This is a genomic window from Acidimicrobiia bacterium, from assembly GCA_016650365.1.
Taxonomy (GTDB): domain Bacteria; phylum Actinomycetota; class Acidimicrobiia; order Spongiisociales; family JAENVV01; genus JAENVV01.
Genome location: JAENVV010000077.1, coordinates 1 through 26,981, shown reverse-complemented (window position 1 = coordinate 26,981; position 26,981 = coordinate 1). Strand labels below are relative to the sequence as shown.

Annotated in this window: 25 protein-coding genes; 11 read left to right on the top strand and 14 right to left on the bottom strand. The window is 61.4% G+C overall.

Going from position 1 to position 26,981, the window contains the following annotated elements:
• Window positions 1-5: 5 nt before the first annotated feature.
• The 5 genes from JJE47_04630 to ribA all read right to left on the bottom strand — a co-directional run bounded on the left by JJE47_04630 (window position 6) and on the right by ribA (window position 6,915).
• Window positions 6-3,068, bottom strand: coding sequence for a PQQ-binding-like beta-propeller repeat protein (locus JJE47_04630; protein MBK5266700.1), 3,063 nt, complete (start codon window positions 3,066-3,068; stop codon window positions 6-8).
• 57 nt (window positions 3,069-3,125) lie between these two features.
• Complete coding sequence (gene leuD / locus JJE47_04625) at window positions 3,126-3,731, bottom strand: 3-isopropylmalate dehydratase small subunit (protein MBK5266699.1); 606 nt, start codon at window positions 3,729-3,731, stop codon at window positions 3,126-3,128.
• Window positions 3,728-5,134, bottom strand: coding sequence for a 3-isopropylmalate dehydratase large subunit (gene leuC, locus JJE47_04620; GenBank protein MBK5266698.1), 1,407 nt, complete (start codon window positions 5,132-5,134; stop codon window positions 3,728-3,730). Before leuC ends, leuD begins: the two co-directional genes overlap by 4 nt.
• Window positions 5,135-5,197: 63 nt before the next feature.
• Window positions 5,198-6,127, bottom strand: a complete 930-nt coding sequence (locus JJE47_04615) for a DUF2236 domain-containing protein (GenBank protein MBK5266697.1) — start codon at window positions 6,125-6,127, stop codon at window positions 5,198-5,200.
• 41 nt (window positions 6,128-6,168) lie between these two features.
• Window positions 6,169-6,915 carry a GTP cyclohydrolase II gene (gene ribA, locus JJE47_04610; GenBank protein MBK5266696.1) on the bottom strand — a complete coding sequence of 249 codons (747 nt, stop codon included), beginning with the start codon at window positions 6,913-6,915 and terminating at the stop codon, window positions 6,169-6,171.
• A 27-nt stretch (window positions 6,916-6,942) separates the two neighbouring features.
• Between ribA and JJE47_04605 the strand changes: the two genes are divergently transcribed.
• Complete coding sequence (locus tag JJE47_04605; protein ID MBK5266695.1) at window positions 6,943-7,458, top strand: hypothetical protein; 516 nt, start codon at window positions 6,943-6,945, stop codon at window positions 7,456-7,458.
• A complete protein-coding gene (locus JJE47_04600) occupies window positions 7,458-8,351 on the top strand; it encodes an NAD(P)-dependent oxidoreductase (GenBank protein ID MBK5266694.1) in 894 nt (297 codons plus the stop codon). The genes JJE47_04605 and JJE47_04600 overlap by 1 nt, the downstream gene beginning before the upstream one ends.
• Before the next feature lie 319 nt (window positions 8,352-8,670).
• Here JJE47_04600 and JJE47_04595 read toward each other — a convergent pair whose 3' ends face one another.
• Window positions 8,671-9,501 (bottom strand): HAD family hydrolase, encoded by an 831-nt coding sequence (locus JJE47_04595; protein ID MBK5266693.1) that lies wholly within the window; start codon window positions 9,499-9,501, stop codon window positions 8,671-8,673.
• A gap of 83 nt (window positions 9,502-9,584) precedes the next feature.
• Between JJE47_04595 and JJE47_04590 the strand changes: the two genes are divergently transcribed.
• Genes JJE47_04590 through JJE47_04560 form a run of 7 tightly spaced genes read left to right on the top strand, consistent with a single transcriptional unit; the run spans window position 9,585 to window position 13,381 of the window.
• Window positions 9,585-10,118: a hypothetical protein gene (locus JJE47_04590; protein MBK5266692.1), complete on the top strand. Its 534-nt coding sequence runs from the start codon at window positions 9,585-9,587 to the stop codon at window positions 10,116-10,118.
• The gene (locus JJE47_04585) at window positions 10,115-11,188 is read left to right on the top strand and encodes a CpaF family protein (protein MBK5266691.1); all 1,074 of its coding nucleotides are present in this window, start codon (window positions 10,115-10,117) and stop codon (window positions 11,186-11,188) included. The genes JJE47_04590 and JJE47_04585 overlap by 4 nt, the downstream gene beginning before the upstream one ends.
• Window positions 11,167-11,787, top strand: coding sequence for a type II secretion system F family protein (locus tag JJE47_04580; GenBank protein MBK5266690.1), 621 nt, complete (start codon window positions 11,167-11,169; stop codon window positions 11,785-11,787). The genes JJE47_04585 and JJE47_04580 overlap by 22 nt, the downstream gene beginning before the upstream one ends.
• Window positions 11,784-12,428, top strand: coding sequence for a type II secretion system F family protein (locus JJE47_04575; protein ID MBK5266689.1), 645 nt, complete (start codon window positions 11,784-11,786; stop codon window positions 12,426-12,428). Before JJE47_04580 ends, JJE47_04575 begins: the two co-directional genes overlap by 4 nt.
• A 52-nt stretch (window positions 12,429-12,480) precedes the next feature.
• The gene (locus tag JJE47_04570) at window positions 12,481-12,669 is read left to right on the top strand and encodes a DUF4244 domain-containing protein (GenBank protein MBK5266688.1); all 189 of its coding nucleotides are present in this window, start codon (window positions 12,481-12,483) and stop codon (window positions 12,667-12,669) included.
• Window positions 12,666-13,010 (top strand): pilus assembly protein, encoded by a 345-nt coding sequence (locus tag JJE47_04565; GenBank protein MBK5266687.1) that lies wholly within the window; start codon window positions 12,666-12,668, stop codon window positions 13,008-13,010. The genes JJE47_04570 and JJE47_04565 overlap by 4 nt, the downstream gene beginning before the upstream one ends.
• Window positions 13,007-13,381, top strand: coding sequence for a hypothetical protein (locus JJE47_04560; GenBank protein MBK5266686.1), 375 nt, complete (start codon window positions 13,007-13,009; stop codon window positions 13,379-13,381). The genes JJE47_04565 and JJE47_04560 overlap by 4 nt, the downstream gene beginning before the upstream one ends.
• Before the next feature lie 12 nt (window positions 13,382-13,393).
• On the opposite strand, the gene JJE47_04555 is transcribed toward JJE47_04560, so the two are convergent.
• Window positions 13,394-14,011 carry a cation transporter gene (locus tag JJE47_04555; protein ID MBK5266685.1) on the bottom strand — a complete coding sequence of 206 codons (618 nt, stop codon included), beginning with the start codon at window positions 14,009-14,011 and terminating at the stop codon, window positions 13,394-13,396.
• 420 nt (window positions 14,012-14,431) lie between these two features.
• Between JJE47_04555 and JJE47_04550 the strand changes: the two genes are divergently transcribed.
• Entirely contained in the window at window positions 14,432-15,163 is a 732-nt protein-coding gene (locus JJE47_04550; protein ID MBK5266684.1) for a hypothetical protein, read from the top strand.
• A 73-nt stretch (window positions 15,164-15,236) separates the two neighbouring features.
• Here the strand turns inward: JJE47_04550 and JJE47_04545 are convergent, their stop codons facing one another.
• The 6 genes from JJE47_04545 to JJE47_04520 form a co-directional block, all read right to left on the bottom strand.
• The gene (locus JJE47_04545) at window positions 15,237-17,489 is read right to left on the bottom strand and encodes a DEAD/DEAH box helicase (GenBank protein ID MBK5266683.1); all 2,253 of its coding nucleotides are present in this window, start codon (window positions 17,487-17,489) and stop codon (window positions 15,237-15,239) included.
• A 139-nt stretch (window positions 17,490-17,628) separates the two neighbouring features.
• Window positions 17,629-18,501, bottom strand: a complete 873-nt coding sequence (locus JJE47_04540; GenBank protein MBK5266682.1) for a hypothetical protein — start codon at window positions 18,499-18,501, stop codon at window positions 17,629-17,631.
• Window positions 18,498-18,770: a sigma-70 family RNA polymerase sigma factor gene (locus tag JJE47_04535; protein MBK5266681.1), complete on the bottom strand. Its 273-nt coding sequence runs from the start codon at window positions 18,768-18,770 to the stop codon at window positions 18,498-18,500. Before JJE47_04535 ends, JJE47_04540 begins: the two co-directional genes overlap by 4 nt.
• Window positions 18,725-19,063 (bottom strand): hypothetical protein, encoded by a 339-nt coding sequence (locus JJE47_04530; protein ID MBK5266680.1) that lies wholly within the window; start codon window positions 19,061-19,063, stop codon window positions 18,725-18,727. The genes JJE47_04535 and JJE47_04530 overlap by 46 nt, the downstream gene beginning before the upstream one ends.
• Window positions 19,064-19,222: 159 nt before the next feature.
• Window positions 19,223-20,509 carry an MFS transporter gene (locus tag JJE47_04525; protein ID MBK5266679.1) on the bottom strand — a complete coding sequence of 429 codons (1,287 nt, stop codon included), beginning with the start codon at window positions 20,507-20,509 and terminating at the stop codon, window positions 19,223-19,225.
• A gap of 111 nt (window positions 20,510-20,620) precedes the next feature.
• Window positions 20,621-21,907: an MFS transporter gene (locus JJE47_04520; GenBank protein MBK5266678.1), complete on the bottom strand. Its 1,287-nt coding sequence runs from the start codon at window positions 21,905-21,907 to the stop codon at window positions 20,621-20,623.
• A 161-nt stretch (window positions 21,908-22,068) separates the two neighbouring features.
• Here JJE47_04520 and JJE47_04515 point away from each other — a divergent pair, with 161 nt between their 5' ends.
• Entirely contained in the window at window positions 22,069-24,702 is a 2,634-nt protein-coding gene (locus JJE47_04515; GenBank protein MBK5266677.1) for a cation-translocating P-type ATPase, read from the top strand.
• On the opposite strand, the gene JJE47_04510 is transcribed toward JJE47_04515, so the two are convergent.
• A partial coding sequence (locus JJE47_04510) for a xanthine dehydrogenase family protein (protein ID MBK5266676.1) occupies window positions 24,699-26,981 on the bottom strand: 2,283 nt, incomplete at its 5' end. The two genes, JJE47_04515 and JJE47_04510, sit on opposite strands and share 4 nt — an antisense overlap.

Below are 26,981 nucleotides of genomic sequence, written 5' to 3'. Positions count from 1 at the left end.
GCCTTTTACGGTGCTTCGGGTCCAATCGCCCATAGCTCCGAGCCGGAAGCGACGAATACCACCCCGTCGCCGATCGCCGGTTCGTAACGGATCAGGCTTTCCGTCTGGAAGGTCCACACTCCTTTGAGCGTGGTTGCATCTACTGCGTGCAATACCCCATTCTGGTCGCCAAAATACAGGAGCCCATCAGCGATTATTGAAGGAGTGCTGATGTTTGAAGGGGTTGTGTAGAAGAGACCTGCTGGCTCCCCACTCGGTATGTCGTATCCATAAAGGGTCACTCCGTCTGGCATGAACAAGTGATCCTCATAGGCCATGACGTCGAAGTCTGCCCTGACCTGAATGCGGCCGGCATTCCCTCGATCCGTCGGACAAGTGTGCTCGGGTATCTGATATACGCCTTGGTTCGAGTCGCCGAAGTAGACGGTCCCGTCGACAATCGATGCAGAGGTTGTGATGGTGGCCCCGGTATCGAATCTGCAGACGGCCTCGCCGGTTTCGGAACTGATGACATGCATGACTCCGTCGCTGTCGCCGGCGTAGATCAAACCGTTGGCGAGAGCTGGTGACGTCTCGAATGCTGCTACCGGGTCCTGGTCTTCGGCCGGGTATGTCCAAACCGGGGTACCGTCCGCCCCCTGGATGGCATGCACGCGGCCGTCGCCGCCCGTCACGATGACGAGGTTGTCGCTGAAAACTGGTCCGGTTCGCACGGGTGCGTCGATGCGGTAGGTCCAAAGGGGGTCCAATTCCCCCGGTGTGCCCGCGGCTCGTGCGTAGACCAAACCGTCGTCGCTCCCTACTACAAGCAGTGTGGTGCCCCCCTGCCCGATGGCACCTTCGGAATTCGCGATCTGACCCACCACCGGAGTCGAGAGAACGGCTCCACCGGTCTGCATGATCCAGAAGACGTCTTTCGTCGTTTGGTCGATCGCGTATACAGAAAAATCCTGGGATCCGAAGTACACCAGGTTGCCGTATGTAACAGGGGTTGACCGGATAGCGGCAACCGCGGTGTATTTCCAAAAGTATCCGCCGGGCATCTTCACGCCTGTAGCGTCGGTGACTCCAGTTCGGGCAAAGTCGCCAGCGGCAACCGAGGCTCCGGACAGTCGCTCGGCTGGAGCGGGTAGCTCAGTCTGCTCAACCGTGAGAGGAATGGTCGACGTTGAAGCGGTCACGATCACCGTCACGGGTGGAGCCACGGGCGTGTCGGGTTGAAGCGCTAGAGCCGTGACGACGGACACTCCGATTACTGCAGCAATTCCGGCGGCGATTCCCAGCCAGCGGCCGGCTTTGCGAGCGGAGGGTCGACGACGGACCAGGCCGCGTTGATGGCGTTGGGCCGGGGTCAAGAGATCGTCGGACCCGGCGAGTCCGATGGCGGTCAGGGTCTCGTTTAGTTCGTCGATGAGCGTGAGGTCGTTGGGGTCCGGCGCCGGTGGTTCAGCGCTGAGTGCCGCGGCTACGTGGGGAAGCAAGCCCCACTGTTCCCGTGAGTCATCGTCCAGCGCAACATGGATGGACCGGGCATCCCGGACGATGTCCGCCACTTGTGAATCAGCCCACAGAGACCCGGCATGGGCGGCCCGGATGGCGAGCGTGGGATTGCCAAGGCTCGAAGCGAGTCCGGCCGCCTGTTTGGCCAATTCTTGGTCCTTCTCGATCTCGGCCCGGTGAATCATCAGGTCACAGGCGATGTCGAACCATCGCGCGACGAGAAGCTCATCGGTCAGGTTCTCGGCGGCAGTCTGGTCCCAGGGCTCCCCCTCGGCCTGGCCGAGCACCATGTCCAATCCTCGGCATCGAAGCCTCCATCGCCAGCCGTCGGTCCCGGCGGGGCAGGTGGCATAGGCCGCGGCTAGTTCGGTTCTGGCTTCGGCGATTTCGCCGAGGCCGAGCAACGCCTTGGCAAGGTAGAAGTGTCCGATGTTGGTCCATTGGGGGACTTCGGCGGCGATGATGCCCGTAAGTGCCTTGGCAAGGTCGGTGGCGGATTGCCACTGCTCGAACCAGACTGCACCCTCGGTCAAAGCCAGTTGTTTCAGGAACAGCAATGCGCCTTCCGGCTCCACGATGCTGTCGAGCAAGGCGGCTGCCTCGCCGGCTTTGCCGGCGGCCATCAGGGCGCGAGCGTGATAGACGTTGAAGAATCTTGCCCCGATGGTGTTGCCATCCCGTTCGGATTGAAACGCCAGCGAAGCGAAGGCCGCTTCGGCCTGCCGGGCATAGCCGCGGTCGAGCAGGATGTAGGCCTCGTTCGTCGCCGACAGCTGGTCGTTCGCCGATCCCGTGTCGGCCAGGATGGCCCGGCCCTTTTCGAGAGCCCGGTCGGCTTCGGCAGGAAAGCCGATCCTCGAAAGCGTCAGGGCATGAACTGCCAGCAGCGAACCGTATAGGTTGGTTTCTCCTTGCCGCACGGCCTCGTATTGAGCAGCCACCAGCCAGCGCTCCGCTTCCTGGGGGTGCTGGTGGTCATCTTCGGTAGCGGCGCACAGGCGGAGGGCGTCGATGCGCTCCCGGCCCTCAAGAAGCAAGGCCGCGGTCGAGAACGATTGGCTGGCCCCTTCAGAATTTCCCATTGCCTTGCGGTGTTGGCCGACGACGACGTGAAGCTGACCGAGCAGGTCGTCGGCGATGTCGAGTCCGGCCGCTGCTGACAGGGCCGACGCGGCGAGGTCGTGCGCTCCAGTGGTCCCACTCTCCCCGGATAGGGCCGCGGTGGCGAGCAGGTCGAATCCGCCGGCGGCATCCCCTCCGGCAACCAGCAGGCGGCCGCCTAGTTCGGGTCGGTCAGTCGCTACTGCGGCGCCAATCTGTCGACTGATTTGGCTGCGTCGCGCATGGCTGACTTCCAGTTGAGTTGCTTGCTCCGTAGGGCCATAGCCGCGGCTGTCGTCGACAAGCCATCCGGCCGAGATGAGGGCATCCCCGGCCGCCAAGACCACGTCAACCGGAAGCCCGGTAGCGGCCATCAATTCAGCCGCGCTGAGCGGCGCATTGGCGATTCCGACTGCTTCAACAAGCGCCTGTTGGTCGCTGTTCAGCTCATGCGGTTGATCAGACACTCGACTCCCTTTCCCGTCGGATCACAGAGCGTAGTAGACCAGGCTTAACGAATGCTTTCAGGATGTGACAGGTTTATAGGAAGGCCGTTGTTCCTCGAACGCGGCGATGGCATCGCTGTACCCGAGCGTGATGCCGATGTCGTCGAGGCCATTGAGCAGTCGGTGCTTGATGAACGGATCGATGTCGAACGTCGCTTCAAAGCTTTCGGCGATAACGGTTTGTTTAGATAGGTCGATGCTGATTCTGGCGTCCGGTTCGTGTTCGGCCAACTCAATGAGATAGGCGCATTCCTTTTCGGTTAGGACAATGGGCAATAGGCCGATCTTTGTGCAATTGTTGAAGAAGATGTCCGCGAATGACGGGGCAATGACGGCTTCGAAACCCCAGTCTTGAATGCCCCACGGAGCGTGTTCGCGGGAGGAACCGGATCCGAAGTTGGGTCCGGTCACCAAGATCTTTGCCTCCTGATACTCAGGGCGGTTAAGGACGAACGTCGGGTCCATTTCCCCGTCGGCGGTTCTCCGCCAATCCCAGAAGAGGTACTCGCCATAGCCGGTGCGCTCGACCCGCTTGAGGAATTGTTTTGGCATGATCTGGTCCGTGTCAACATTGGCCCTGGCGAGCGGGGCCATGGTGCCGGTGATCTTTTCGACGGCGTTCATACCAAGCTCCTTACGTCGGTCAAGTGGCCAGTGACGGCCGCGGCTGCAGCCATGCCGGGAGACAGCAGGTGGGTGTGGCCGCCTTTGCCTTGTCGTCCTTCGAAGTTGCGGTTCGAGGTGGAGGCGCAGCGTTCACCGGGGGCCAGAATGTCGGGGTTCATGCCGAGGCACATGGAGCAGCCTGCGTCACGCCATTCGAAGCCTGCCTCTTTGAAGATTTGGTCGAGTCCCTCATCCTCGGCCTGAAGCTTCACGAGACCCGATCCGGGCACGACCATGGCTGAAACGTTCGGCGCCACGGTTTTGCCTTTCACGACGGCGGCCGCTTCGCGGAGGTCTTCGATGCGACCATTGGTGCATGATCCGAGGAACACCCGGTCGATCCGGATGTCGGTTAGGGCCATTCCCGGCGTGAGAGCCATATATTCGATCGCCCGCTCGGCGGAATCGCGCTCGGTTGGGTCATCGATGTACTCAGGGATCGGTACGTTACCGGTGACCGGGAGGGTTTGACCGGGATTGGTTCCCCACGACACGTAGGGGACCAGGTCGGCGGCGTCGATGTGAAGCTCCTTGTCATAGGTGGCGCCTTCATCGCTCTTCAGTGAAAGCCAGTACGTCACCGCTCGATCCCAGTTAGCCCCGGTTGGAGCCAGCGGGCGGCCCTTGAGATAGTCCACGGTCGTCTGATCGGGAGCGATCATGCCGGCGCGGGCGCCGCCTTCGATCGACATGTTGCAGACGGTCATTCGACCTTCCATCGATAGCGCTTCGATGGCTGAACCCTTGTATTCGATGACATGGCCGTTGGCGCCGTCGGTCCCGATCAGGGCGATGATGCCGAGGATGATGTCTTTGGCCGTAACTCCCGGGGCGAGGTCTCCGTCGATCGTTATGCCCATTGACTGTGGCTTGTTCTGAGGAAGAGTTTGAGTTGCGAGAACATGCTCGACCTCGGAGGTTCCGATCCCGAATGCGAGTGCCCCGAACGCCCCGTGAGTTGCGGTGTGAGAATCTCCGCAGACGATGGTCATGCCGGGTTGGGTGGCGCCTTGCTCCGGTGAGATGACATGGACGATTCCCTGGCGGGGGTCGTCGAGGCCGTACAGCATGATGTCGAATTGTTCGCAGTTGCTGATCAGCGTGTCGATCTGTTTTTTTGAGAGAGGATCCCGGATCCCGAATTCCCGGCCGGTGGTGGGAACACCGTGATCGATCGTCGACATCGTCAGGTCTGGCCGCCGGACGGTGCGCCCCGCCAGCCGTAACGAGTCGAACGCCTGGGGTGAGGTGACCTCATGGACCAGGTGAAGGTCGATATAGAGGAGGCTCGGCTCCCCGGCCCCGCTACGGACGACGTGATCGTCCCAGACTTTCTCAAAAAGGTTTCTCGGTTCGGTCATCGTTGCTCCATCGGGTCACTGCATCTGGCAGGTGCGAATCGTAGCCGTCGGTCTGTGTCGCAGCTACACGGGGTTCAACGTGTCGGGGGTCAAACGATCGTGGAATAGCCCCTCGGGAATGGGTTGGTCGGTGCGGAGTAGTGCCAGGTTCCACGATGGTGACGCCCCCAAGGCCCAGCGGAGGGTCCGCACCGCCTGCCGACCTCGAAACGTGTTGCCAGGCATCGAGTAGATCCCCAGGAGGTCTCGAAGGTTGGCAGGGACGGTCGCCACCGACGCATCCAGTAACGCCCAATACCCCGCTCGAATGGTGGGTTTCAGCTGATTCGGGTTGCGCAAAAACCGGACTGTTTCGCGCATGCCGGGAGAATCATCCAGATCCGGATGATTGGTGACCCAATCGTGAATGCCGTCAGCGGTGGCGGGCAACGGGTCGGCGCCAAGCAAGGCGCCCAGTCTGGTTTGTTCTGAAACATATTGGTCTGCTTCAGCCCTGGTGAGCGGAGCGGGCCCGTAGAACTGGTAGGCGACAAGAAACGAATCCACCAGCACGTTGTGAACCCAGGCGGCCATACCGGGATGGCCCGCCGAATAGGCCTGACCGCGATGGGAAGTGCCCCGAACTGGACGGTGGGCCTGTCGCACCGCGCCGATGGCCGTCTCCACTTCGGGCATCGCCCCGTAAGAGGTGGCCGTGACATACGACGAGGTTCGGGATAGGCGGCCCAGAGGATCCTCCCGGTAATTCGAATGGTCCGATACGCCTGCCACAACTTCCGGATGGGCGGCCTGGATAAGGAGGGCTCGAACGCCGCCAACAAAAGCGGCCGAGTCGCCAACCACCCGCCACGTCATCGAATCCGGTCCGAACAGGCCGGGGTCTCCGTGGTAGGTCAGTGTCCGACTGAGGGGGAACTCGGCATGATCGAACGGACTCACCGCTGCGTCGGTGATTCGTTGTCGGTATCCCTCTACGGTTTCTCTAAGTCCCATCCGAGAATTTTCTCACGCTTTGCGAAACACCCCAACCTGGCTCACCGTTGAGTGAGTGGCTCGCCCTGTTCGTCGAACTCAATGAGGTGACCGGATTTGGCCACTTTGGTCTTGAGATACGACAGGTTGTGCTCGGTCGATTCCATGACGTGGGCGATGCGTTCGTTGACCGTGATGCCGTGTTGTTCAAGGCCGGCAACCTTTTTGGGGTTGTTCGTCATCAGCTTGATCGATTTCACATTGAGCGAGTGCAACATGTGGGCGGCGACTCCGTAGTCCCTGGTGTCATCTGGAAACCCCAATGCCAGGTTGGCTTGCACCGTATCGAGTCCCTGATCCTGGAGCTGATATGCCTTGATCTTGTTCGTGAGACCGATCCCGCGGCCTTCTTGACGGAGGTACAACAGAATCCCCATGTCCATTTTGCCGATGGCGACCATGGCGGCCTCGAGCTGATCCCGGCAGTCGCAGCGAAGCGAACCGGCAACATCGCCGGTGAGACACTCAGAATGCAGCCGAACCGGGACATCCTCGGCGCCGCAGACGTCGCCCCGGATGAAAGCAGCATGTTCCTTGTCGTCGACGTTGGTGTGGAAGCCGGCGACCTGGAAGTCACCGAAACGAGAAGGAAGGCTGGCGATCCCTGCCAGGCTGACGCAGATGTCGGCCTGGTCGCCGCAATTGTGTTGGCGGTTCTGTTCCAGGAGTTCGATGATTTCATCGTCGGTTATGTGCACGTGAGGTCCTGGTTCGATAGTGGGTAACAAAGCTAACGCACCTGCCGCCATAACATTCCCGTGCGCGATAATGGCGTGATGCCCGTTCTTCTCGCAATCCTCCTCGCACTCGTGCCGGCCGGTGGGGTGTTCGGCGAAGCCTCGGCATCGGCGACGGTTCATGCCAAGGGGCAAATCTCTCTCAACTTGACGGTTGAAGCGCCCGCCGGGGCGGTGGTCGTGGCTCACGTCATCGACCCCGGCGACGACCAGATAACCGTATCGATGGGAGAGCAATCCAGCGGGGTCTTCACCGGGGTGGCGGTAGTCGAGAATGCCAACCTGGTCGTGGTCTTCGAGGCGCTGGCCCCCAATGGAATCAGCCGCTTGTCCGATCCCTCGACATTGCTCCAACTGGGAGTCGATCCGGCTGTGCTCGGATACGTCGATGTTGATCCGACCGCCGACGAACCCGAACCGCCTCTAGTGTCAGCCGCCGATGAGAGATTGCTGTGGGGAGCGGGCGGAGCAGCCGCGGCGGCTCTGGCGCTGGTGGCGTTTTGGGCAGCCGGACCGAAACCCAAACGCACTGACGCTGCCGATGAGGAGGAATAATGAAAATCGGGTTTATTGGCCTTGGAATCATGGGCTCTGGAATGGCACACAATCTTCTTCGTGATGGACACGAGCTGACCGTGTGGAATCGGACCGCCAGTCGTATGGGTCCGCTGGTCGATGGGGGAGCCACTCCGGCGGTTTCGGCCGCAGAAGTTGCCGAGTTCTGCGACGTCGTCATGATCTGTGTATCGGACACTCCCGACGTCGAACAGGTGGTCCTGGGTGACCACGGTGTCCTTGAAGGGATCCGGCCTGGCGCTCTGGTTATCGACCACTCGACGATTTCTCCGTCAGCGACCCTGGAACTTGCCGCGGCTGTCGAGGCCAAGGGGGCATCCTGGTTGGACGCACCCGTTTCGGGAGGGAGCGAAGGCGCCGCCAAGGGCACGTTGTCGATCATGATCGGTGGTGATGCAGCGCAGGTCGAGCGGGCCATGCCATATCTCAAATCCGTCGGCCAGACCATCACGCACGTCGGTGCCCAGGGTGCTGGCCAACTCGTGAAGGTGGTCAATCAGATCCTGGTGGTTGGAAATCAACTGGCGGTCAGCGAAGCCCTACTCGTTGCTGAGGCCGGGGATCTCGACCTTGAAAAGACGCTGGATGCGGTGAAGGGCGGTGCGGCCGGCTCTTGGATGCTGTCGAACCGTGGCCCTCAGATGATCGTACGTGACTGGCGGCCCGGGTTCACCATTGACCTTCAACAGAAGGACTTGCGGTTGGTTCTCGAAGCGGCAGACAACCTCGGCGTGCCGGTCCTTGGAACATCACTCATCTTCCAGTTGTACCGGTCATTGCAGACGAGGGGTCTCGGTTCCGAGGGGAATCATGCCTTGGTCAAAGCGCTTGAGGAGATGTGCGGCATTTACGTGGGGGAATCGCCGGATTGAGCGACGTCTGGCTTGTTCCCGACTCAGAGCTTCATCTGGTTTTGGCCTGGCTGATCGGACCGTGGTGGCACCAGGGGACGGGGATGTCCCGTCTCGTGGTACCTTCCACCAATTGACAGACGATTCCGCGCCATGTGATCAACGCCAACGCCCCCGACAGTTGTAGAAAGGATCGCCTGGAATACTCCTGTCCGGTGGTTGACATCTAAAGGTATGACGGTCCGATCAGCCATAGTGACATTGTGAAACTTTTCACAAGCTCTGTCCTTGGGCCAAAAGCCCTAACTTTGAATGGCTGGTCAAAATTGCCAGGTGTGCGTTAGACCAACCGCCCACGGCGTCTGACCAGGTACGTGACCAGCGCTACGCCCGCTGCCGATGCCAGGGCGATGCCGGAAATCGCCGGACCAGGTTTCGGCATCTCCGCCAACCGGGTTCTGAGGCTCACGCCGTTTTCAAATTCGCGGATGGACCAATCTCGCTCTTCGGCATATTCGCGCAGCTCTTTGTCGGGATTGACGACGACCGGATGACCGACTGCTTCGAGCATGGGAACGTCTGTGAACGAATCTGAGTAGGCAAATGAGTCGGCGAGGGAGACCCCTTCGCGCTGTGCGAACTCTTCCATTGCGCTCGCTTTGGAATCACCGTAGGCATAGAAGGTAACTTCGCCGGTGTAGATCCCGTCGACGATCTTGGATGTCGTCGCGATCACATCGATAACGCCGAGCAGGTGGGCGATCGGCCGGACGATCTCCACGGGACTTGATGAAACAATGATGACCCGTCGGCCAGCCGCCTTGTGCGAGTCGATGAGGTCGAGCGCCTCGGCGTAGACATGTGGGGCGACGACCCCATGGACGGTGTCATCGACGACGGTTTCGACTTCGGCGAGATCCCAGCCTTTGGTCAGGTTGGCCAGTTGTTCTTTGACCTTCTCAAGTTGGTCGTGATCGGCCCCAAAGGTCTTGTAGACCACCTGGGCTATCAACGCTCGAACGAGCACACGGCGGTTGACCATTCCGGCCTCGTAGAGGGGCCGCCCGGATGCCAAAGTCGACGATTTCGAGATGATGGTCTTATCAAGATCAAAAAACGCAGCGCCTGAAGCCATATCTGTCGATCTCCAGTGTATCGAGTGCCCGGTCATTGATAACCACCCACTGTTGTCGCACATTCCGGGCCCTTTGGCAAGGGGTTGTCGAGGGGCGGTCCGGTTCGTACCTTGCCCCCATGACTATCAACCTTTGGATTCCTACCGATATTGTCCTGGCGGCGATTGCTCCGTTGGGTTTGGCGGCCAACCGGGATACGGCGTTGGTGGTAGATGCCGACCCCGATGGTCCCAACTATCCGGGGTCCGGATCGCTGGCCGCTCTGGTTGCGAACGGTCCCCGAAGGGCGGATCTGAGCCCCGCCCGGGCGGGAATCGCCGTCCTGCGCAATGGCGGAGTGTCGCTGAATGACGCAGCCGAGGTACTGGCCGCGCTCGAAGCGGGCTGGCCGAACCTGGTGATCCGCCACAGCGGTCCGGCTGCACCATCTGGTGGATCGATCGCGGTGATTCCCGACCTGCCTGGGGCCCTTGCCCGTCGGGTGACCGGGCCGACTGTGGTTCAAAAAACGACGTTGGGTAGAGCGACGGTGATCGGTGATGTGCAGCTGCCGCGTCCTTCGGCGAGGCTCATTCGTACCCTGCTTGAGGGTCGTCTCCCAGGTCCGTCTCGCTGGGTGCGCGCCTGGAAGCCGGTTTGGGAAATGACATGACCGGTGCCGTGGATCGGATTGTGACCCGGCTGCTGGCCGAAGACATCCCGCTTGAGAAACAGGTTCTGCAGGCGGCTGCCCGGCGGGTGGCGGCCGAAGAAGCGCCACTCGAATCCGACGAGGTCGTGGTGGCGGCAGTCGATGCGATTCTCGGCTTAGGACCGCTCGAACGCCTACTCCGCGATCCGCTCGTCACCGACGTGCTCGTCAATGGGCCATCTCAGGTGTGGGTGGAACGAGCTGGATCAATGTCGCTGACCGCGGTCCACTTTCCGGACGATGCCGCGGTGGTGGCTTCCGTCGAGCGGGTCCTGGCGCCGCTCGGCCTCCGGATTGACCGCGCTTCCCCCACGGTTGATGCCCGGCTGTCTGACGGGTCCCGACTCCACGCGGTCATTCCTCCCGTGGCCGTCGACGGTCCGGTCGTGGCCGTAAGACGGTTCACCAAAGCAGTCCAGAGCCTGGCCGAGCTCGTGGCTTCAGGGTCGGCTCCGGTCGAGGTGGCTGATCTGTTGAGAGAGGCGGTTCTCGGTCGAAAGAATCTGGTCATCTCGGGCGGTACCGGGGCAGGCAAGACCACGTTGCTCAATGTCCTTTCCACAGAGATCCCCGCTTCGCAACGAATCGTGACTGTCGAGGACGCCGCGGAGCTTGAGCTGGCCGGGCATGTTGTACGGCTTGAGGCTCGCCCACCGAACGCCGAGGGAGCAGGTGAGATATCGCTCCAACAGCTGGTCCGCTCCGCCCTCCGGCTCCGGCCCGACCGCATCATTGTCGGTGAGGTCCGGGGTCCAGAAGCTCTCGACATGATCTGGGCCCTTAACACGGGTCACGATGGCTCGATGTCCACGGTCCATGCCAACTCACCTGCCGAAGCGCTCTGGCGCCTTGAAACCCTGGCCATGTCCGGCGAGCGACGGGTGGGCGAGGCGGCCGTACGGCGACAGATGATGTCGGCCATTGACGTGGTTGTCCAGGTCGCCCGCGTCGCAGGAGAGCGACGGGTGGTCGAAGTTTCAGACGTTGGTGATGATGGAGTGGAAACTCGATGGCTGTCGTCCTCGTACTAGTTGCGATCGCGGTTGGCGCCGAATGGCGTCCCCGGTCCCGGGACCGTTGGCGGACATCGACGACGCGGCTTACTGCGCTTCAGCGAACGAATGCCGAGGCGCGATTTCTGGCTGGCATGGCTTCGGAATTACGGGCCGGGGCGGCGTTGCGAGGGGCATTCGAAGCGGCTGCAGACCGCGCGCCTGAGCTGCAACTGGGGTCGCTGGTGCGGTTGTCGGCGGTGGGAGTCCCGATCTCCGATCTGGCAGATGGAGTGGCCGCCAAACTCGCTCAGAACGGGATGGCCACCGCGGCCGCCATCAGAGTGGCGGGTGAGACGGGGGGCGGGACTGCCTCGATGTTCGAGAGCCTGGCCCAGGTAGCCGCCGAGGATCGTGCCCTATACCGGGAGCTGCGGGCAGCCACCGCTCAGGCAAAAGTGTCCTCGCTCGTGGTGGGGGGTCTGCCGGTTCTGTTCCTCATGTGGCAAGCCGTTACCGGTCGGCTAGGAGAACTCGCCTCGACCGGACTGGGAGTCGGGATCCTCAGCCTGGGGTTGGCCCTACTAGGGGCCGGTGCGGTGACCGTCGGCGTGCTGCTCCGTGGGGCCGTGCGATGACCGCCGCACTTGTTCTGGCTGCCGTCCTCGGGTGGGAGCCGCTCCGGGTTCGCTTCGGAATCAGATATTCCGTGGGTGTCGGCGCGACTCTCGGTCTGTTGGCTGTGTCGCCCGTCGTCCTTGGTCTGGTCGCGCTAGGGGGATTCGGCGGAATCGTGGTGAACAGGGCGGTCCGAACCCGCCGGGATCGGCAGCGAGCAGAACACGACGTTGCTGTGTTCGCCCGTGGGCTGTACGTGGCAGTCAATGCCGGTCTGTCTCTGTCGTCGGCGTGTTCGGTGGCAAGCGTCGGGCTGTGCGATGCGGTCGCCACCGACGTCCGGTCGTTGCTGCGAGCCGCCCGACGCGACGGGATGGCTCTGGCCCTCTCGGAGGCGGAAGGTCCCTGTTGCCGCTTGTTCGCGGTCCTGGCCAGGTCGCACACCACTGGGGCCAGCATCGGCGATGCCATCGCCGGATTTGTCGAGGAGCAGCGCGAAGCTCGCCGCCTCAAGGTGACCGAGGCAGCCCGCCGATTGCCGGTGAAACTCACCGTGCCACTGGCGTTGCTCATCCTTCCTGGGTTTGTCGTGTTGACGGTCGGCCCGTCCGTCCTTGAATCGGGGCGGCGGTTGCTCGGACCGGTATTTCCGCTCCCATGAAGTCTTCCTCCCGGACCGGCCGGCCGCCGGCAGATGAAACAAAGGAGCAGCCATGCTGCAAGTAATTCGCTCACGGGTCTTCGCCGGAGATCGGGGCCAGGGAACGGTGGAGTACGTTCTCGTCATATTGGCCGCCGCTGCCATCGCGTTGGCTTTGATCGGATGGATGAGTTCGGATGGTCTCATTTCGAACCTGTTCTCCTCGGTCTTGAGCAAAGTTGTCGGGTTCGTCAAGGGATGAGTGAGCGCGGTTCGGCAGCCGTCGAGTTCGCACTCGTCATTCCGGCCATTGTGCTGGTGGTGCTCGCCGTGACCGAGGTGGTGGTCGTCGCCCGGACCCAACTCGAGCTTGCTCAAGCAGCTCGGGAGGGGGTTCGGGTGGCGGCTATCGCCGCCGACCCGGCTGAGGCGGTGTCCGCCACCCGAGGGGCCCTCGGTGAATTGGCATCCGACGCCTCGATCACCGTTGATCGGCCGTTCGTGGTGGGCGAATCGGCGACGGTCGTTATCCGTTTGCCGGTCCGGGTGTTCGGCCTACCGATCACATTGCAGGCCGATGCCGCCATGCGCGTCGAGTCGTGACTGAGGACCGGGGGAGCGTTACGGTCCTGATCCTCGCCCTTCTCGCAGCTCTGTTGCTCGCAGGAATGGGCATCGGGGTTCTTGCCGGGGGTCAGATGGCGGCAGTTCGTGCGCAGACCGCGGCTGATGCTGCTGCTCTGGCCGCCGCTCCTGAGACCTTCATGGGGGGTTCGCCGTTGACTCTGGCCAGGCAATATGCGTCGGTCAACGGTGCCGATCTGGTGACTTGCGTTTGCCCGGTTGACCGTACCTGGCAAGTCCGCCGAGTCACAGTTACGGTGCGAGTCCCGCTCGATGTTTGGCTGCTCGGAGCGGTCGCCATCTCTCGCTCGGCCACGGCTGAGTTCGAACCGGTGGCGCTCCTCCGCTGACGGACAGGGGTCTCAGCCGAGTTCGTCGGCCTCGTTCCAGTTTTCTCTGGCTTCGTTGAAGGCCGCCAGCGCAACGAGAATGGCCGCAGCCGGATCGGCCCACCACCAGCCGATATAGGCGTTGAGGGCCAGGCCGATCAGCGTGGCGGTCGATAGGACTCCATCGAGAAACGTCAGGGTTGCCTCGGAGCGCAGCGGTGCCGAGTCGAGACCGAACGCGGTCCGTCGCTTCAGCCATGCCAATCCGAACATCACGAACGCAGTTACAGCCAAATAGGCGATTCCCCACGGTGATTCTCCGGCCTGCCGCCCGCTGGTGAGGTCACTCACTGCGGCGACCATGAGGCCTACGGCGAGGAGCAAGAAGGCCATCGCCGTGAGCCGAAGCGCCCGGCGGGTGCGGCCCTTGTGATCCTGGGCGTGACCAGGTAGTAGATGCCACACGACCACCGAAGAGGCGAATACCTCCACAATCGACACGGTGCCAAAACCGATGAGGGCCAGCGAGCCAGCCATCGTCCCGAGGGTGATCGTTAGTACCGCTTCGCCGATGTTCCAGGCGATGGTCGAATACTCAAGTCGCAAAGCCCGCCGTTGAAGGGCGGCTCGGTGAGGGGTGATCTCGTTCACCCAGGGATCATGCCATTACCTGAAGGGTCTCCCAAGTCGGAAACGCTCGAATGAATCGGCAGATCGCCCGATCCGAAACGTTGAAGACACTTCCGCTGGGTCACTACGAGATGGCCAGGCCGCCCACCACTGCCGCGATCACGCTTGCTGAAGCCACGTACCAGGCGTATCGTCGCCTCCCATGCCCATCTGCGGCGTAGCGTTGGGTCCATGTTTGGTGTCTTGCCAGGTGTGGCTTTTGGCCGTGGTCCAGATCGGCGGACCGAATTGCCATCATCAACCTGTAATCCGTCTGCATGATGTCCCCTTCTCACATCCAGCATTTCTGGTTGTGATGGGAACGTACGAGGTACGGGTTGAAGGAGGCTTGAAACCTGCTTGCAGTGCGATCTACTGACGCAGGTGGAGTAACTTGGCGTCGTGGTACGCAAACTCGCCGCGCGACTCGCACTCGGATCCTTTGCACTGCTGGCCGGTCAGCTGGCCTATGTCGTGAAGCGCCCGCTGCCGTCGTTCGAAGGCTTCGATGCGTCGGCTTCGGTCGGCGATCCGAATCTGCCTGCGCTGAAGATCGCCACCCTCGGCGACTCGACGTTGACCGGACCCGGATTGGATGACAGCCAGGATATCTGGATCCGGCAGGCGGCCGGGATGCTGAGTGATCGATACCACATCGAGGTCCAATCCTTTGGCGTCGGCGGTAGCCAGGCCAAAGATGTGGCGCTTTCCCAGGCGCCGTTGGTCGGGAAGGTTGACATCGCCATTGTGGCGGTAGGCAGCAACGACGCCCTGCATGGCACGAGCGTTCGCCAGACCGAACGGTGGCTATCGCAAGCGGTCGAGCAACTGCTCGGCCATGCCGAAGTGGTGATTCTGGCGGGAGTCGGCGATCTTGCTGATATCCCCCGGCTTCCCTGGCCTCTGAACGCCATTGCCCGGTACCGGGGAACCCTCATGGATGATGTTCATCTTCGGGTAGCGGAAACCTCAGACCGGATCATCAAGGTTCCCATTCGTGAGGTGGCCGCCCCCCGCTTCAAGCAGACGTCAAACACGTTTTCTCCGGACTTGTTCCATGTCAACGCTGCCGGCCATCAGATCTGGGCCGAGACCCTGCTTCCACATCTCGAAGAAGCCATCAGCCGACTCTGAGCGAGTGTGCATCCAGGACTGATATCGAAAATCGTATGCACACTCGATGTCGACAAGGTGGTGCGGGCGCCGATTACCCGGACCCCAACGCCCGGTCGAGAAACTCGACGGCGCCTTTCTTGTCCAACGGTTCGTTGAAGTTTCCGCACTTCGGGGACACGACGCAGCTCGGACAGCCCGATTTGCACGGGCAATCGTTAATGGCATCCCGGGTGGCCTTCCAGTGGTCGGCGCCGATCTCGAAAGCGACCGGTGAGATTCCCGCCCCACCCGGATACGCCTCATAGATGAAGATGGCCGGGCCACCCAGGTCAGGGTGCCAGTTGGTGGACAGGCCCCCGATATCCCAGCGGTCGCAGACCGCGAACAGCGGCAGCATGGCTATCCCGGCGTGTTCGGCAGCATGGAGAGTCCCGAGCAGGCGATCGGTCGACATGTCGCCCACCAACGATTCCGGGATCTCCAACCATACGCCTTGCGTCTCGAAGACCGAGGCTGGTAAGTCCAGCCACTCATGCGAAATCGTTTCCCCACTGCCTAGCTTCTTCTTCTGATAGCCGACGACCTGGCTTTCGACCCGGATGGTTCCGAAGTGCTGAGTCAGCTGACCGAGTGGTCGCGACTCGAACGTCTGGAGCACCTCGAGGAGCTTCTCCGACTTGGCCTGGGTGTAGTAGTTGACGTCGCCCGACCTGACCCGGATCTCATGGCGGCGAAGGTCAAGGTCCTCGACCACGAACGTTTCGCCCTGGTGTAGGTAGACGGCGTCCGGGTGAGCGTCGGTAAAAGCCCTGGTCTCCTCCATCGTCCCCAGCAATCCCTCGTCGGACGTGATCGTGTAGGTCGGCCCTCCAGACGATCGGATCGAAATGCGAGGTGCGGGCGGCTGCTGGTGAGTCCACATGAGTCGGCCCCGTCTGAGTTCGAGATGTCCTTCCGCCGCCAAGGCGGTGGCGGCCTCTTCGGTGTCATCGCCAAGAAATTCCGAGTCTGCCGGTTCAAGGGGTAGCTCGTGAGCGGCGCAAGCAACATGCGCCTGCAGCACAAGAGGGTTGGAAGGATTGATGACTACCGATTCCGGTGTCCGGTCGAACAACTCCCGGGGATGGTTCATGAAGTATTGATCGAGGGCGTCCTCACCACCGACCAGCACGGCGACCGATGCCCGTTGCGTCCGGCCAGCCCGGCCCGCTTGCTGGCGAAACGACGAAATCGTCCCAGGGAACGTGTTGATAATGGCGGCATCGAGCGACCCGACGTCGATACCTAGCTCCAGTGCATTTGTTGCTGTGATGCCGAGCAGGTCACCAGAGAACAATGCTGCCTCCGTGTCTCGACGGGATTCGGCGGTGTACCCCGCCCGGTAGGGGGCGATGCGATCCCTACGAGCCGGATCGAGTCGGTCGCGACTCCAGACGTAGATTAGTTCGGTGGCTTTCCGAGATCGAGAGAACACGATGGTGTGGTGGTCGTGACGCACCAGATCCACAAAGAGATCCGACGCCTCCGCCATCGCCGACCGTCGGCGGCCCTGCTCCTCGTCTTCGATGGGCGGATTCCACAGGGCGATCAGCTTCTCACCCGACGGTGAATCGTCCTGATCGCGCAAGCCGACTTCCAGGCCGGAGAGTTTCGTGGCGAGATCGGCCGGGTTTCCGATCGTCGCCGAGGTGAAAATGAAGATTGGATTGGCTCCGTAGTGGGCGGCTAGGCGGCGAAGGCGCCGCAGGATGAGCGCAACGTGGGAGCCGAAGATCCCTCGAAACATGTGCATCTCGTCGATGACGACGTACTTGAGCCGCACGAAGAAGTCCGCCCACTTGGCATGGTTGGGCAGGATGCCGAGATGGAGCATGTCCGGGTTGGTGAGGATGACATTGGCGTTCTTGCGAACCCATTGGCGTTGGTCGATCTCGGTGTCCCCGTCGTAGGTGGCGGCTACGAGGGAGTCGATCCCGAGCTTGCCGAAAGATCGCAGCTGGTCCTGGGCTAGCGCTTTGGTTGGATACAGCAGGAGTGCGGTCGACTTCGGTTGGGCGAGAATCCTTTCAGCAATGGGAATCGTGTAGCAAAGTGTCTTGCCAGACGAGGTGCCCGCCACGACCACCGTGTTCTTGCCTTGTCGGATGTCGCCGATCGCTTTGGCCTGGTGACGATACAGGCGATCGATGCCGAGTTCCTCCAGACGATGGGCAAGGTCGGCGGGGAGGGGGGGATCGAGGTCGCCGAATATCGCTCCGTGTGCGGATAGCCGTTCCAGGTGAGCGAGTTCGCCATCGAGGTCGGGATCGTTCGCCCATCCGGTTACGAGTTCTTCCAATCCCATCCGGCCTATCCTGGCACGGTCCCGAACTTGGGCTGAGCTAAATCGTTTCCACTACGCCTCAGGAATGCGTTTCGATGTTGCGGACATCCGGGAACGCCTGGCGGCGCTGGAACTCATTTGGGCGCCGCCAGGACTCTGCTCAGCCGTTCTCGGCCAGGTATTCGTCTCTGGCAGCGTTCCAATCGGCGATAATTTCTTCTGCCGGCCGGACCACGTAATCGCCGCCTCCTCCGAAAACCGCCTCTTCCTCGGCTACGAGGTCGGGATGTCGCTCATTCACCCATCCACCGAAAGCTCGAACCGCAGCCCGCCATTCCTCGGCGAACGTGGAGGTTTCCTCTCCGACCGCCAGCAGGCGTCCCTCCGTGTCGAGAGTGAACTTTTGGTTCATCGTGATCGTTCCGTCGCCTGTCAACCTCGTCACGTCCAGCCACTCGGTCGTAAAGCTACAGCTGGCGATGACACTCGTGAGTTCGACGCATTCCAGATCGGTGATGGGACCTCTGAGGGCTTGGATCCAATCGAACCTCAATCTCATCAGCGCTGTGTCGCGGGGGAATTCGAAAGTTAAGCTTTGGTCCCGGCCTTCGGTTGCCATCAGCGACTCCAACTGCCCGTAGTTGCCGGTGTATCGAACGTTGAGATATGCCTCGGCCGCCTCGGCCGGGGTGCTGAACGGCGGTCCAGGGGTGGTCGCGACGGTCGTGGGCGCTTCGGGGATCGTGGTCACGGTGGTGGGCGGTGCCGGGCTGATAACTTCCGATGTCGGCCTGAGTGCAAGGGCGACTCCGAGCAAAACGACTACGAATACTGCGGCTGCAATGGCCAGTCCGCGGCGACGAGTGGGCGGTCCTTGCTTCTCTGGCCCTTGGGTGATTGTCTCCATGTGGAGGGTCCTTTCTTTCGTTGTGGCCAGGAAGGCGAGGCCGGCGGTTGTCATCTGGCGGTATCGGACCGGGTCGGGCACCGGGTTTGCCTCTTGCAGGATTTCGAAAACTGAGTCAGCGTTCATGACTGTTCTCCGACTTCAACTTGCGAGGTAGGAAAGGGGACACTGGCGAAGGAAGGCGACACGACTTTGGCTAGCCGTTTCTTGGCGCGGTGGAGACGTTGCTCGGCCGCGGCCGGCGAACATCCAATCACTTTCGCGATACCAGAAGCGGGCAGTCCTTCCCACGCGGCGAGCCGTAGGACTTGTTGGTCCATCGGGCGCAGTCTGGTGATCGCTTCCACGATCAGTCGATCTTGCTCGCGGCGTACGACGATATCTTCGGGACGCATTGGTCTCCGACGGGGACGGAGAAGAGCCGGTCGCGCAGACGGACTCTTCGCTTTTCACCGCGGTAACGGTTGGCAACGGACTTGTACGCCACGCTGTACAGCCAGGCGAGTGGTTCCTCCTGGTCGAACTGGTCGATCCGCCGCCAGAGCACCACAAAAACTTCGTTGGCTACCTCTTCGGCCTCAGCACGATTCAAGCGCCGACCGCAGTACGCCAGGACGTTGGCATAGTGGTGTTCATAAAACTCGGTGAACCGCTCGTCTGAGGGGGAGTCATCGTTCCTCCTGTTCAGCCGTTAACTGTCCGCCCCCCAGCAAATCCTGACAGTTTGTGAATCGCTCGACCTGGCCCGCCACTGCCACCTCGAGGCGAGGCTCTGACTGGAGCGCAGAGTCTATAGGTCGATCTTCAGTCGCGGCAGAGCGATTCGAACCGACGACCGAACTCTGGACTAGGCGAGGTCGACAACAGCGTCGGGGATGCCGGTTTCGATGTTGCGAACGGTGGGCACGAGCCAGGCCGTCAGCGCGGTGAGGCTGACGCCCACTCCGGCGAGGATGACCAGCAGAGCACTGCCTCGCCCGGTCCCAACCCCAACGATCTGCCCGACCGAATCGACGAGCGGACCACCTTCAAGGAGGAAGGGTTCGAACATGCCGTCAGCCAATGGCCCGGCCAGCAGCAAGCCCAATGGCGCCGCGATCGTCCCGATCATTCGCCTGGTTGAAAAGACCCGGCCCTGAATCTTGGCGTCGACCTTGCGTTGCCAAAGTGTCTGCGATATGCCGTTGACGAGGGGTGTGAAGAACATAAACACGAACATGGCGATACCCGTGAACCAGATCGACGGGCGTGCCCCGGTCAGGCTCAGCGCCAAGCCACCGAAGATCATGATTCCGATCATGGTTCTCAGCAAGTGTTCTGGCCCTCCCCACGCACTCATCACAACCGACCCGGCCACCAATGCCACCCCGGAGAACGTCATGATCAACCCGACTTGTGCTTCGTTGGCGAACCCGAGAAATACCGGCAACCAGAGCAAGTTGACGAAGGAGAGGAAGAAGTTGAGCAGGGCGGTCATCGTGAGTAAGCCGAGCAAGGCTCCACGCTCGCGCAGGTATGCCATCCCTTCGATGATTTCGGCCCTGAGGCGGGTTGGTTCCGTCTGGTCGGATGGCTTTAGTTGCGGGAACCGGACGAGCGCCAGGGCAGCAACCGCCACCAGGAACGTGATGACATCGATAAGCAGGACGGCTTCGATGCCCGCAAGCAGCAGGATGGCGCCGGCGAAGGCGGGTGCAAACAATGTTCCCAGGGCCGGTCCCATTTCGATCATGCCGTTGGCTCGGCCGAGGTTTTCTTTGGGGACCAGGGTGACGATCGAGGCTCGGTAGGCAGGTTCCTGAAAGGCCCCGGCGAAAGACAAGACCATGGCGACGACAACGATGGGTCCCAACGTGAGTTCAGATTGTCTGGCGACGACGAGGAGACTTACCGAACCGAGACCTGCGATGGAATCGGCCACGGCCATCACGGTCCGCCGGTCGAGGCGATCCACCCAGGCTCCGGCGATCGGGGCGATGAGTAGTCCGGGTACGCTGGCCGCCAGGAGAACCATCGACAGTTGGGTGGCTGATCCCGAGATCTGAAAAACGTAGATCGCCAGTGCGAAGCTGACCATGGCGGAGGCGACTTGCGAAACCACCTGACCTGCCCACACCGTTACGAAGGTCTTCATGTTCTCCAGACCAGGCTGTCGAGACCACTCCAGGGTGGTCGGTCGCCGGATGATCTGTCAACTGCCTTTTTTGTGGTTCGATCTGGCTTCCCTTATGGAATCGGTCTTCCTTTAGACGGTTTCTAGAACGGCGTCAGGGATCTCGGACTCGATGTTTCTGATGGCGGGTATCAACCAGGCCGCCGCCGCGGTCAGGGTCACGCCCAACCCGGCGAGGATGATCAGAAAGGCACTTCCGCGACCAACGCCGACCCCGATGATCTGACCAACGCTGCCGGCCAAGCCGCCTCCTTCGACGAGGAGTGGTTCGAAAACGCCGTCGGCGAGCGGTCCCGCCAGGAGAAAGGCGATCGGGGAGGCGATGGAAGCGATCATTCTCCTGGTCGAGAACACCCGACCTTGAATCTCGGCGTCGACCTTCCTTTGCCAGAGTGTCTGGGAGATACCGTTGATAATGGGAACAGTGAACATCATGGCGAACATGGCGCCACCGACTACCCAGAACGAGGGTCGGACTCCCGATGCGCTCAGCATGAGGCCGGTGGCAGCTATCAACCCAAGGAACGTGCGAACGAGACGGCGGGGTCCACCCCAGGCGCTCATGACCACCGATCCGGCGACCATGGCCACGCCCACGCTCGTCATGGCGTAGCCAACCTGGGCCTCGTTGCCGAAACCGAGAAAGATTGGCAGCCACAACACGTTGGCGAACACCAGAAAGAAGTTCAGAACCGCCGCAATCGAAAGTAGACCGAGCAGCCCGCCTCGTTGGCGTAGGTAGTTGAAGCCATCGGCAATTTGGGATCGCATCTTTTCCTGGCGGGCGTCGGCCATGGAAGCGAGCTGCGGGAATCGAACCACCGCGAGCATGCTGACGGCTACGAGGAATGTGATGACGTCGATCGCGAGAACGGCTTCGATTCCGAAGGTCAGGAGGATGACTCCGGCCACAGCCGGGGCGAGGAGAGTTCCGAGTGCCGGGCCCATTTCGATCATGCCGTTTGCTCTGCCGAGTTTCTCCTTGGGAACGAGAGTCACAATCGAGGCTCGATAGGCAGGCTCTTGAAACGCCCCGGACGCCGATCCGAACGCGGCAACAATAAGCATGGGCCAGAACGTCAGCTCGGACTGCCACGCAACGAGCAGCAGGGCTACTGATCCGAGTCCGGCGATTCCATCGGAAACCATCATGATGAGACGGCGGTCGATTCGGTCGACCCAAACTCCGGCGACTGGAGCCAGAATCACCGCGGGCACGCTGGCGGCCAGGAGAACCATGGCAAGCTGGGTAACCGACCCGGATATCTGGTACACAAAGATCGACAGTGCGAAGCCGGTCATCGAAGATCCGACCTGTGAGACCACCTGGCCGGACCAAACCGTTGTGAACGTTTTCATTCTTCAACCTCGCAGAGTGTCATTTTGATGTCACGATGATGTCACTTTGGCGTCACCGTGTCAAGTACCAACTGTCCAAGGGGATGTGGGCGGATAGAAGTGCGATAGGACCTCGTAAGTTGGCGTATTAGGATCCGAGACCCGCAAGAATGAGGGCCACGATGGTCAGTCCCTGGCACGCCATGAGCGTGCACGCCGTCCTCGGCGAACTGGATATCGAAATCGAGTCAGGCCTGACCGCACAGCAGGTTGTCGATTCGCGGGCTCGCTACGGGCTGAATGTTATTGAGACTCACACGGGCCGTGGTCCGATTCCGATCCTTGTTGATCAATTTCGCGACGTGCTGGTGTGGGTTCTTTTGGTGGCAGCGGCTATCTCGGGGTTCGTGGTTGATGAGTGGATTGATGCCAGCGTGATCATGGCGATCGTGGTCCTCAACGCCACGATCGGGTTCGTGCAGGAGTTACGGGCCGAATCTGCGCTCGATGCTCTGGCCTCGATGGCCGCTCCTGAAGCAATCGTGGTTCGAGATGGCAACCCGCGAGTTGTCCCGGCCAAGGAAGTCGTGGTTGGCGACATTGTCGAGGTGGAGACCGGGGCTGCTATTCCGGCCGATTGTCGGGTAGTCAAGGCCAGCCGACTGCGGGTGGATGAATCGGCCCTGACCGGGGAGTCACAGGCGGTCGCAAAACAGGAAGACCCGGTACTCGAGGCCAGCCCACTGGCTGACCGAACGTCGATGCTCTATGGAGCTACGACGGTGGCGGTTGGTCGGGCCACCGCGGTTGTCACGGCGGTCGGTCGGGCCACCGAACTCGGGAAGATTGCCGACATGCTCCAGGCCGATGAGCCTCCCACCCCGTTGGCGATTGAACTTGACGCGACGGGTCGCAAGATCGGCATTCTGACGATTCTCATCGCAGTTGGAGTCTTCGGACTCGGAATGCTTCGAGGCTACCCAGCCGAAATCATGTTCCTATCGGCTGTGGCTCTGGCAGTCGCCGCCATCCCCGAGGGTCTGACCGCTGTGGTGACGGTGATTCTGGCCCGCGGTGTCCAAGCCATGGCGGCTCGTAACGCGATCGTGCGACGGCTCAAGGCGGTCGAGTCGCTCGGTGCAACCACGGTTATCTTGACGGACAAGACAGGAACGCTCACCGAGAACCGAATGCGGGTGAAACGACTTTCGTTCGCTGACCTCGATACCGAGATCGGTTCTCTGCCAGGGGGCGACTCGCGGATTCAGCGATTCGGCCAGATCGCCGGCCTCTGCAACGACGCCCGACTCGGCGACGGTGGTTTCGTCGGAGATCCCACCGAGGTGGCCATCATTGAGGCCATTGACCCGGTCCTCACCGATGTTGGTCGATTGCGGGATCGATACGGCCGCATCGATGAGATCCCGTTCGACTCGGGTCGTAAGCGAATGACGACGATTCACCGCTTCGATGACGGATACCTCATGGCATTCAAGGGGGCCCCTGAGAAAGTGATCGAACGGTCGACGCGATACGAATCGGTTGATGGCGTTCGGGACCTGGATGACGGTCGTCGAGCAAGCGCCCTGGATGTCGCAGAGTCGATGGCCGCGCAGGGCCTTCGGACCTTGGCTTTTGGATATCGGGTTTTGGATGAACTCCCGTCGCAAGACTCCGAAGAAGACTTCATACTCGTGGCCGTGGTTGGAATCGCCGACGGGGTGCGGCCCGAGGCTTCTGCGGCGGTAGCCAAGGCGAGATCTGCCGGTGTCGAGGTGGTCATGGTGACCGGGGATCACGCTTCCACGGCCAGAGCTATCGCCGATGAACTGGATTTGATCGGCGATAGACAAGTTGTCGAGGCCGCCGAGATGCGTCAGATGACGTCGAGTGAGATCACGAACATCGGAGTCTTCGCCCGGGTTGAACCCGGTGACAAGGTGGCGATTGTCAAAGCCTGGAAGGAGACTGGCGCCGTCGTGGCGATGACGGGTGATGGGGTCAATGATGCTCCGGCACTCAGGTCGGCCGACGTTGGCGTCGCCATGGGTAGCGGCACCGACGTTGCCAGGGAGGCGTCCACCATCGTTCTGGCCGACGACAACTTCGCCACCATCGTGGCGGCGATCGAGCAGGGCCGGACGATCTACCGGAACATCCGTAAGGTCGTCTACTTCCTTCTATCGGCCAACATCTCGGAGGTGCTTGTCATGGTGGTCGGGTTCTTGCTGCTTGGCGGACTCGGCGAACCCCTGCTCGCCACTCAGCTGCTGTACGTCAACCTGATCACCGATGGCCTGCCGGCTATCGGACTTGGTATGGACCGGCCAGGCGATGACGTGATGGCGGGTCCTCCGGAACGGGGCGGGATCCTCACAAGAAGCGCCCAGATCACCATGTTCTGGCAAGCGTCGCTGCTCGCCCTTGGTGTACTCGGAGCCTATGGACTGGGACAGTGGGTTTTCGAGCTTGAATGGGGAGCGACCAGAACGATGGCGTTGACCACCCTTGTCTTCGCACAATTGGCCCATGTCTACAACATCCGGTCAGGCGAGTTGTCGGTCTGGACGTACCGAGCGCCTCACAACCGTATGTTGATGATCGGGGTGACCGGGTCGGTGTTGCTGCACGTCGGCGTGGTTATGAGTTCTGTTGGAAACACCATTTTCTCCACGGTTCCGCTGTCTTTGCTTCAGTGGCTGGCCTGTCTGGGCTTGGCGATGGTGAGTTTCGTCGCCGTAAACCTGCTGAAACGTCGAAAGGTCGGAGGCCCAATCGTGGTGTCGCCAAGTAATGTCGGACGGAATGTGGGTTAGCGGGCGGATTGGAGGGCGGTCCACACCCGGTTCGGAGTGAGCGGCATATCGATGTGGTCGACCCCCAGGTGGCGGATGGCATCCAGTACGGCATTGTGAACCGCCGGCGTCGAACCAATGGTGCCCGCTTCGCCGATGCCCTTGACCCCGAGCGGGTTGTGAGGCGTTGGCGTCTGGGGATTCGTAACGTCGATCGAAGGTACATCCGTTGCACTGGGGATGAGATACGACGTCAGATTGCCAGACAGCAAATATCCTTCGTCGTCGTACACCACCTGTTCGATGAGGGCTTGTCCAATACCTTGGGCAACTCCACCGTGTACCTGGCCCTGGATGAGAATTGGGTTCATGACTTTCCCTGCGTCGTCGAAGGTCACCATTTTCAAGATCTCGGTCTCACCGGTTTCGGTGTCGACCTCAACCACGCAGACGTGAGCGCCGAACGGGAAGGTGGCACCTTTGGTTTCGAAGCGAAAGTCGGCTTCGAGGCCTGCCGCGTCCGGATCCTCATCTACGACGATCGTGGCTACCTGGCCCCAGGTCATCTCGGCGCCGGGAACACCAGCCACACCGAGCGTTCCCCGGTCGGTGACGACGATGTCCGATGCGCTCGCTTCCAACTGGCGCGCGACGATCACCTTGGCTCGTTCGACAACAGCTTCGCCGGCGCCGAGCACGGCACTCCCACCCAGTTGTAGTGACCGCGATCCACCGGTCCCACCCCCACGAGGGACGAGTTTGGTGTCGCCCTGCACCAACCGGATATCGGTGTAAGGGATACCCATCAGGTCGCTCAAGATCTGGGCATAGGCAGTGGCGTGGCCCTGGCCATGTGAAGACGTCCCCGAGTACGCGGTGACCGTCCCGTCGGTGTGCACCTCGACCTTGCATTGTTCGCCGCCCAAGAAAGGGGCGGTGATCTCAACATAGATGCTCAGACCTATACCGATCTGCTTTCGGTCACCGTTGGTTCGGCGTTGTGCTTGTTGAGCCCGCCACCCCGGGTAGTCGGCTTTGGCCAGCGCCAGATCCATGGTGGCTTCGTAGTTGCCCGAGTCGTAGACGAACGGGTTCTGTCCGGCCGACGATGTGAATGGGAACGCCGAGTTGGGAATGAAATTGCGTCGTCGCACCTCGGCCGGGTCGATGGTGAGAGCACCAGCCACCAGGTCCATGGTCCGTTCGATCATGGCGGTTGCCTCAGGTCGACCGGCACCCCGGTAGGCGTGGGTGGGGGCGGTGTTGGTGGCGATCAGTCTGATGTCGGTTTCGATCTTCGGGATGTCGTAGACCCCGCTGGCCATCTTCACGGTCATCTGTGGTTCTTCGGCTCCCCAGGTCGGGTAGGCGCCGACGTCTTTGTAGACGGTCAGTCGGAGTCCGACGATTTTCCCATCGTTCGTGAATCCGATTTCGACATCCTGGTGCTGGCCACGCCCGTGATACATGGCGGCGAGGTTTTCGGTCCGGCGCTCCTGCCACTGGACCGGACGCTGCAGTTTCATGGCTAGGACAGCACACAACCGCTGTTCGGGATAGGTGACGAACTTGGCGCCGAAACCGCCGCCCATATCGGGGACGATGGCGTGGATCCGGGTCTTATCGAGTCCGGTTGCCCTGGCTAGGTCCCGCTTGCTGCCCTGGATGTGCTGACTGCCCATCCAGATCTTCAGTCCGTCGTCGTCCGGTATGGCGAGGGCATTGTTCGGCTCCAGGGGCACTGCGGCGATGCGTTGGTTATGGAACCGGTGCTTGATGATGTGGTCGGCGCCTTCGAACAAATGGGGTATGCGCTGACCCTGCATGTCGGCGACCTGGTTGGACCCGGCCTCTGGCCACACGAGCGGGGCGTCGTCGGCGATGGCGGCGGGGACCGTGCCCACCGACGGGAGGACGTCGTATTCGACCCAGATGGCCCCGGCTGCATCAAACGCCTGCTGGTCGGTTTCGGCCACCACGGCTACGACGACCTCGCCTACAAACCGGACGAACTCTTTGGCAAGGATCTTCCGCCCGCTGTTGTGTGGGAGGAAGTCGTAATCAGGTCCATCATCGGGAATTTCGAGGTCGGCCGAGGTGTAGATGCCGACGACCCCGGGCATCTCTGCAACACCTGATGTGTCGATCTCGACGATCCGGCCGTGCGGCACCTCCGAGCGGACCAATGCCAGGTGGAGGGCACCATCCATCTGCATGTTTGCAACGTACGTGCCCTGGCCTCTGATGAAGCGCGGGTCTTCGACCCGCTTGACCGCCGCCCCGATGATCGATCCTGCCAT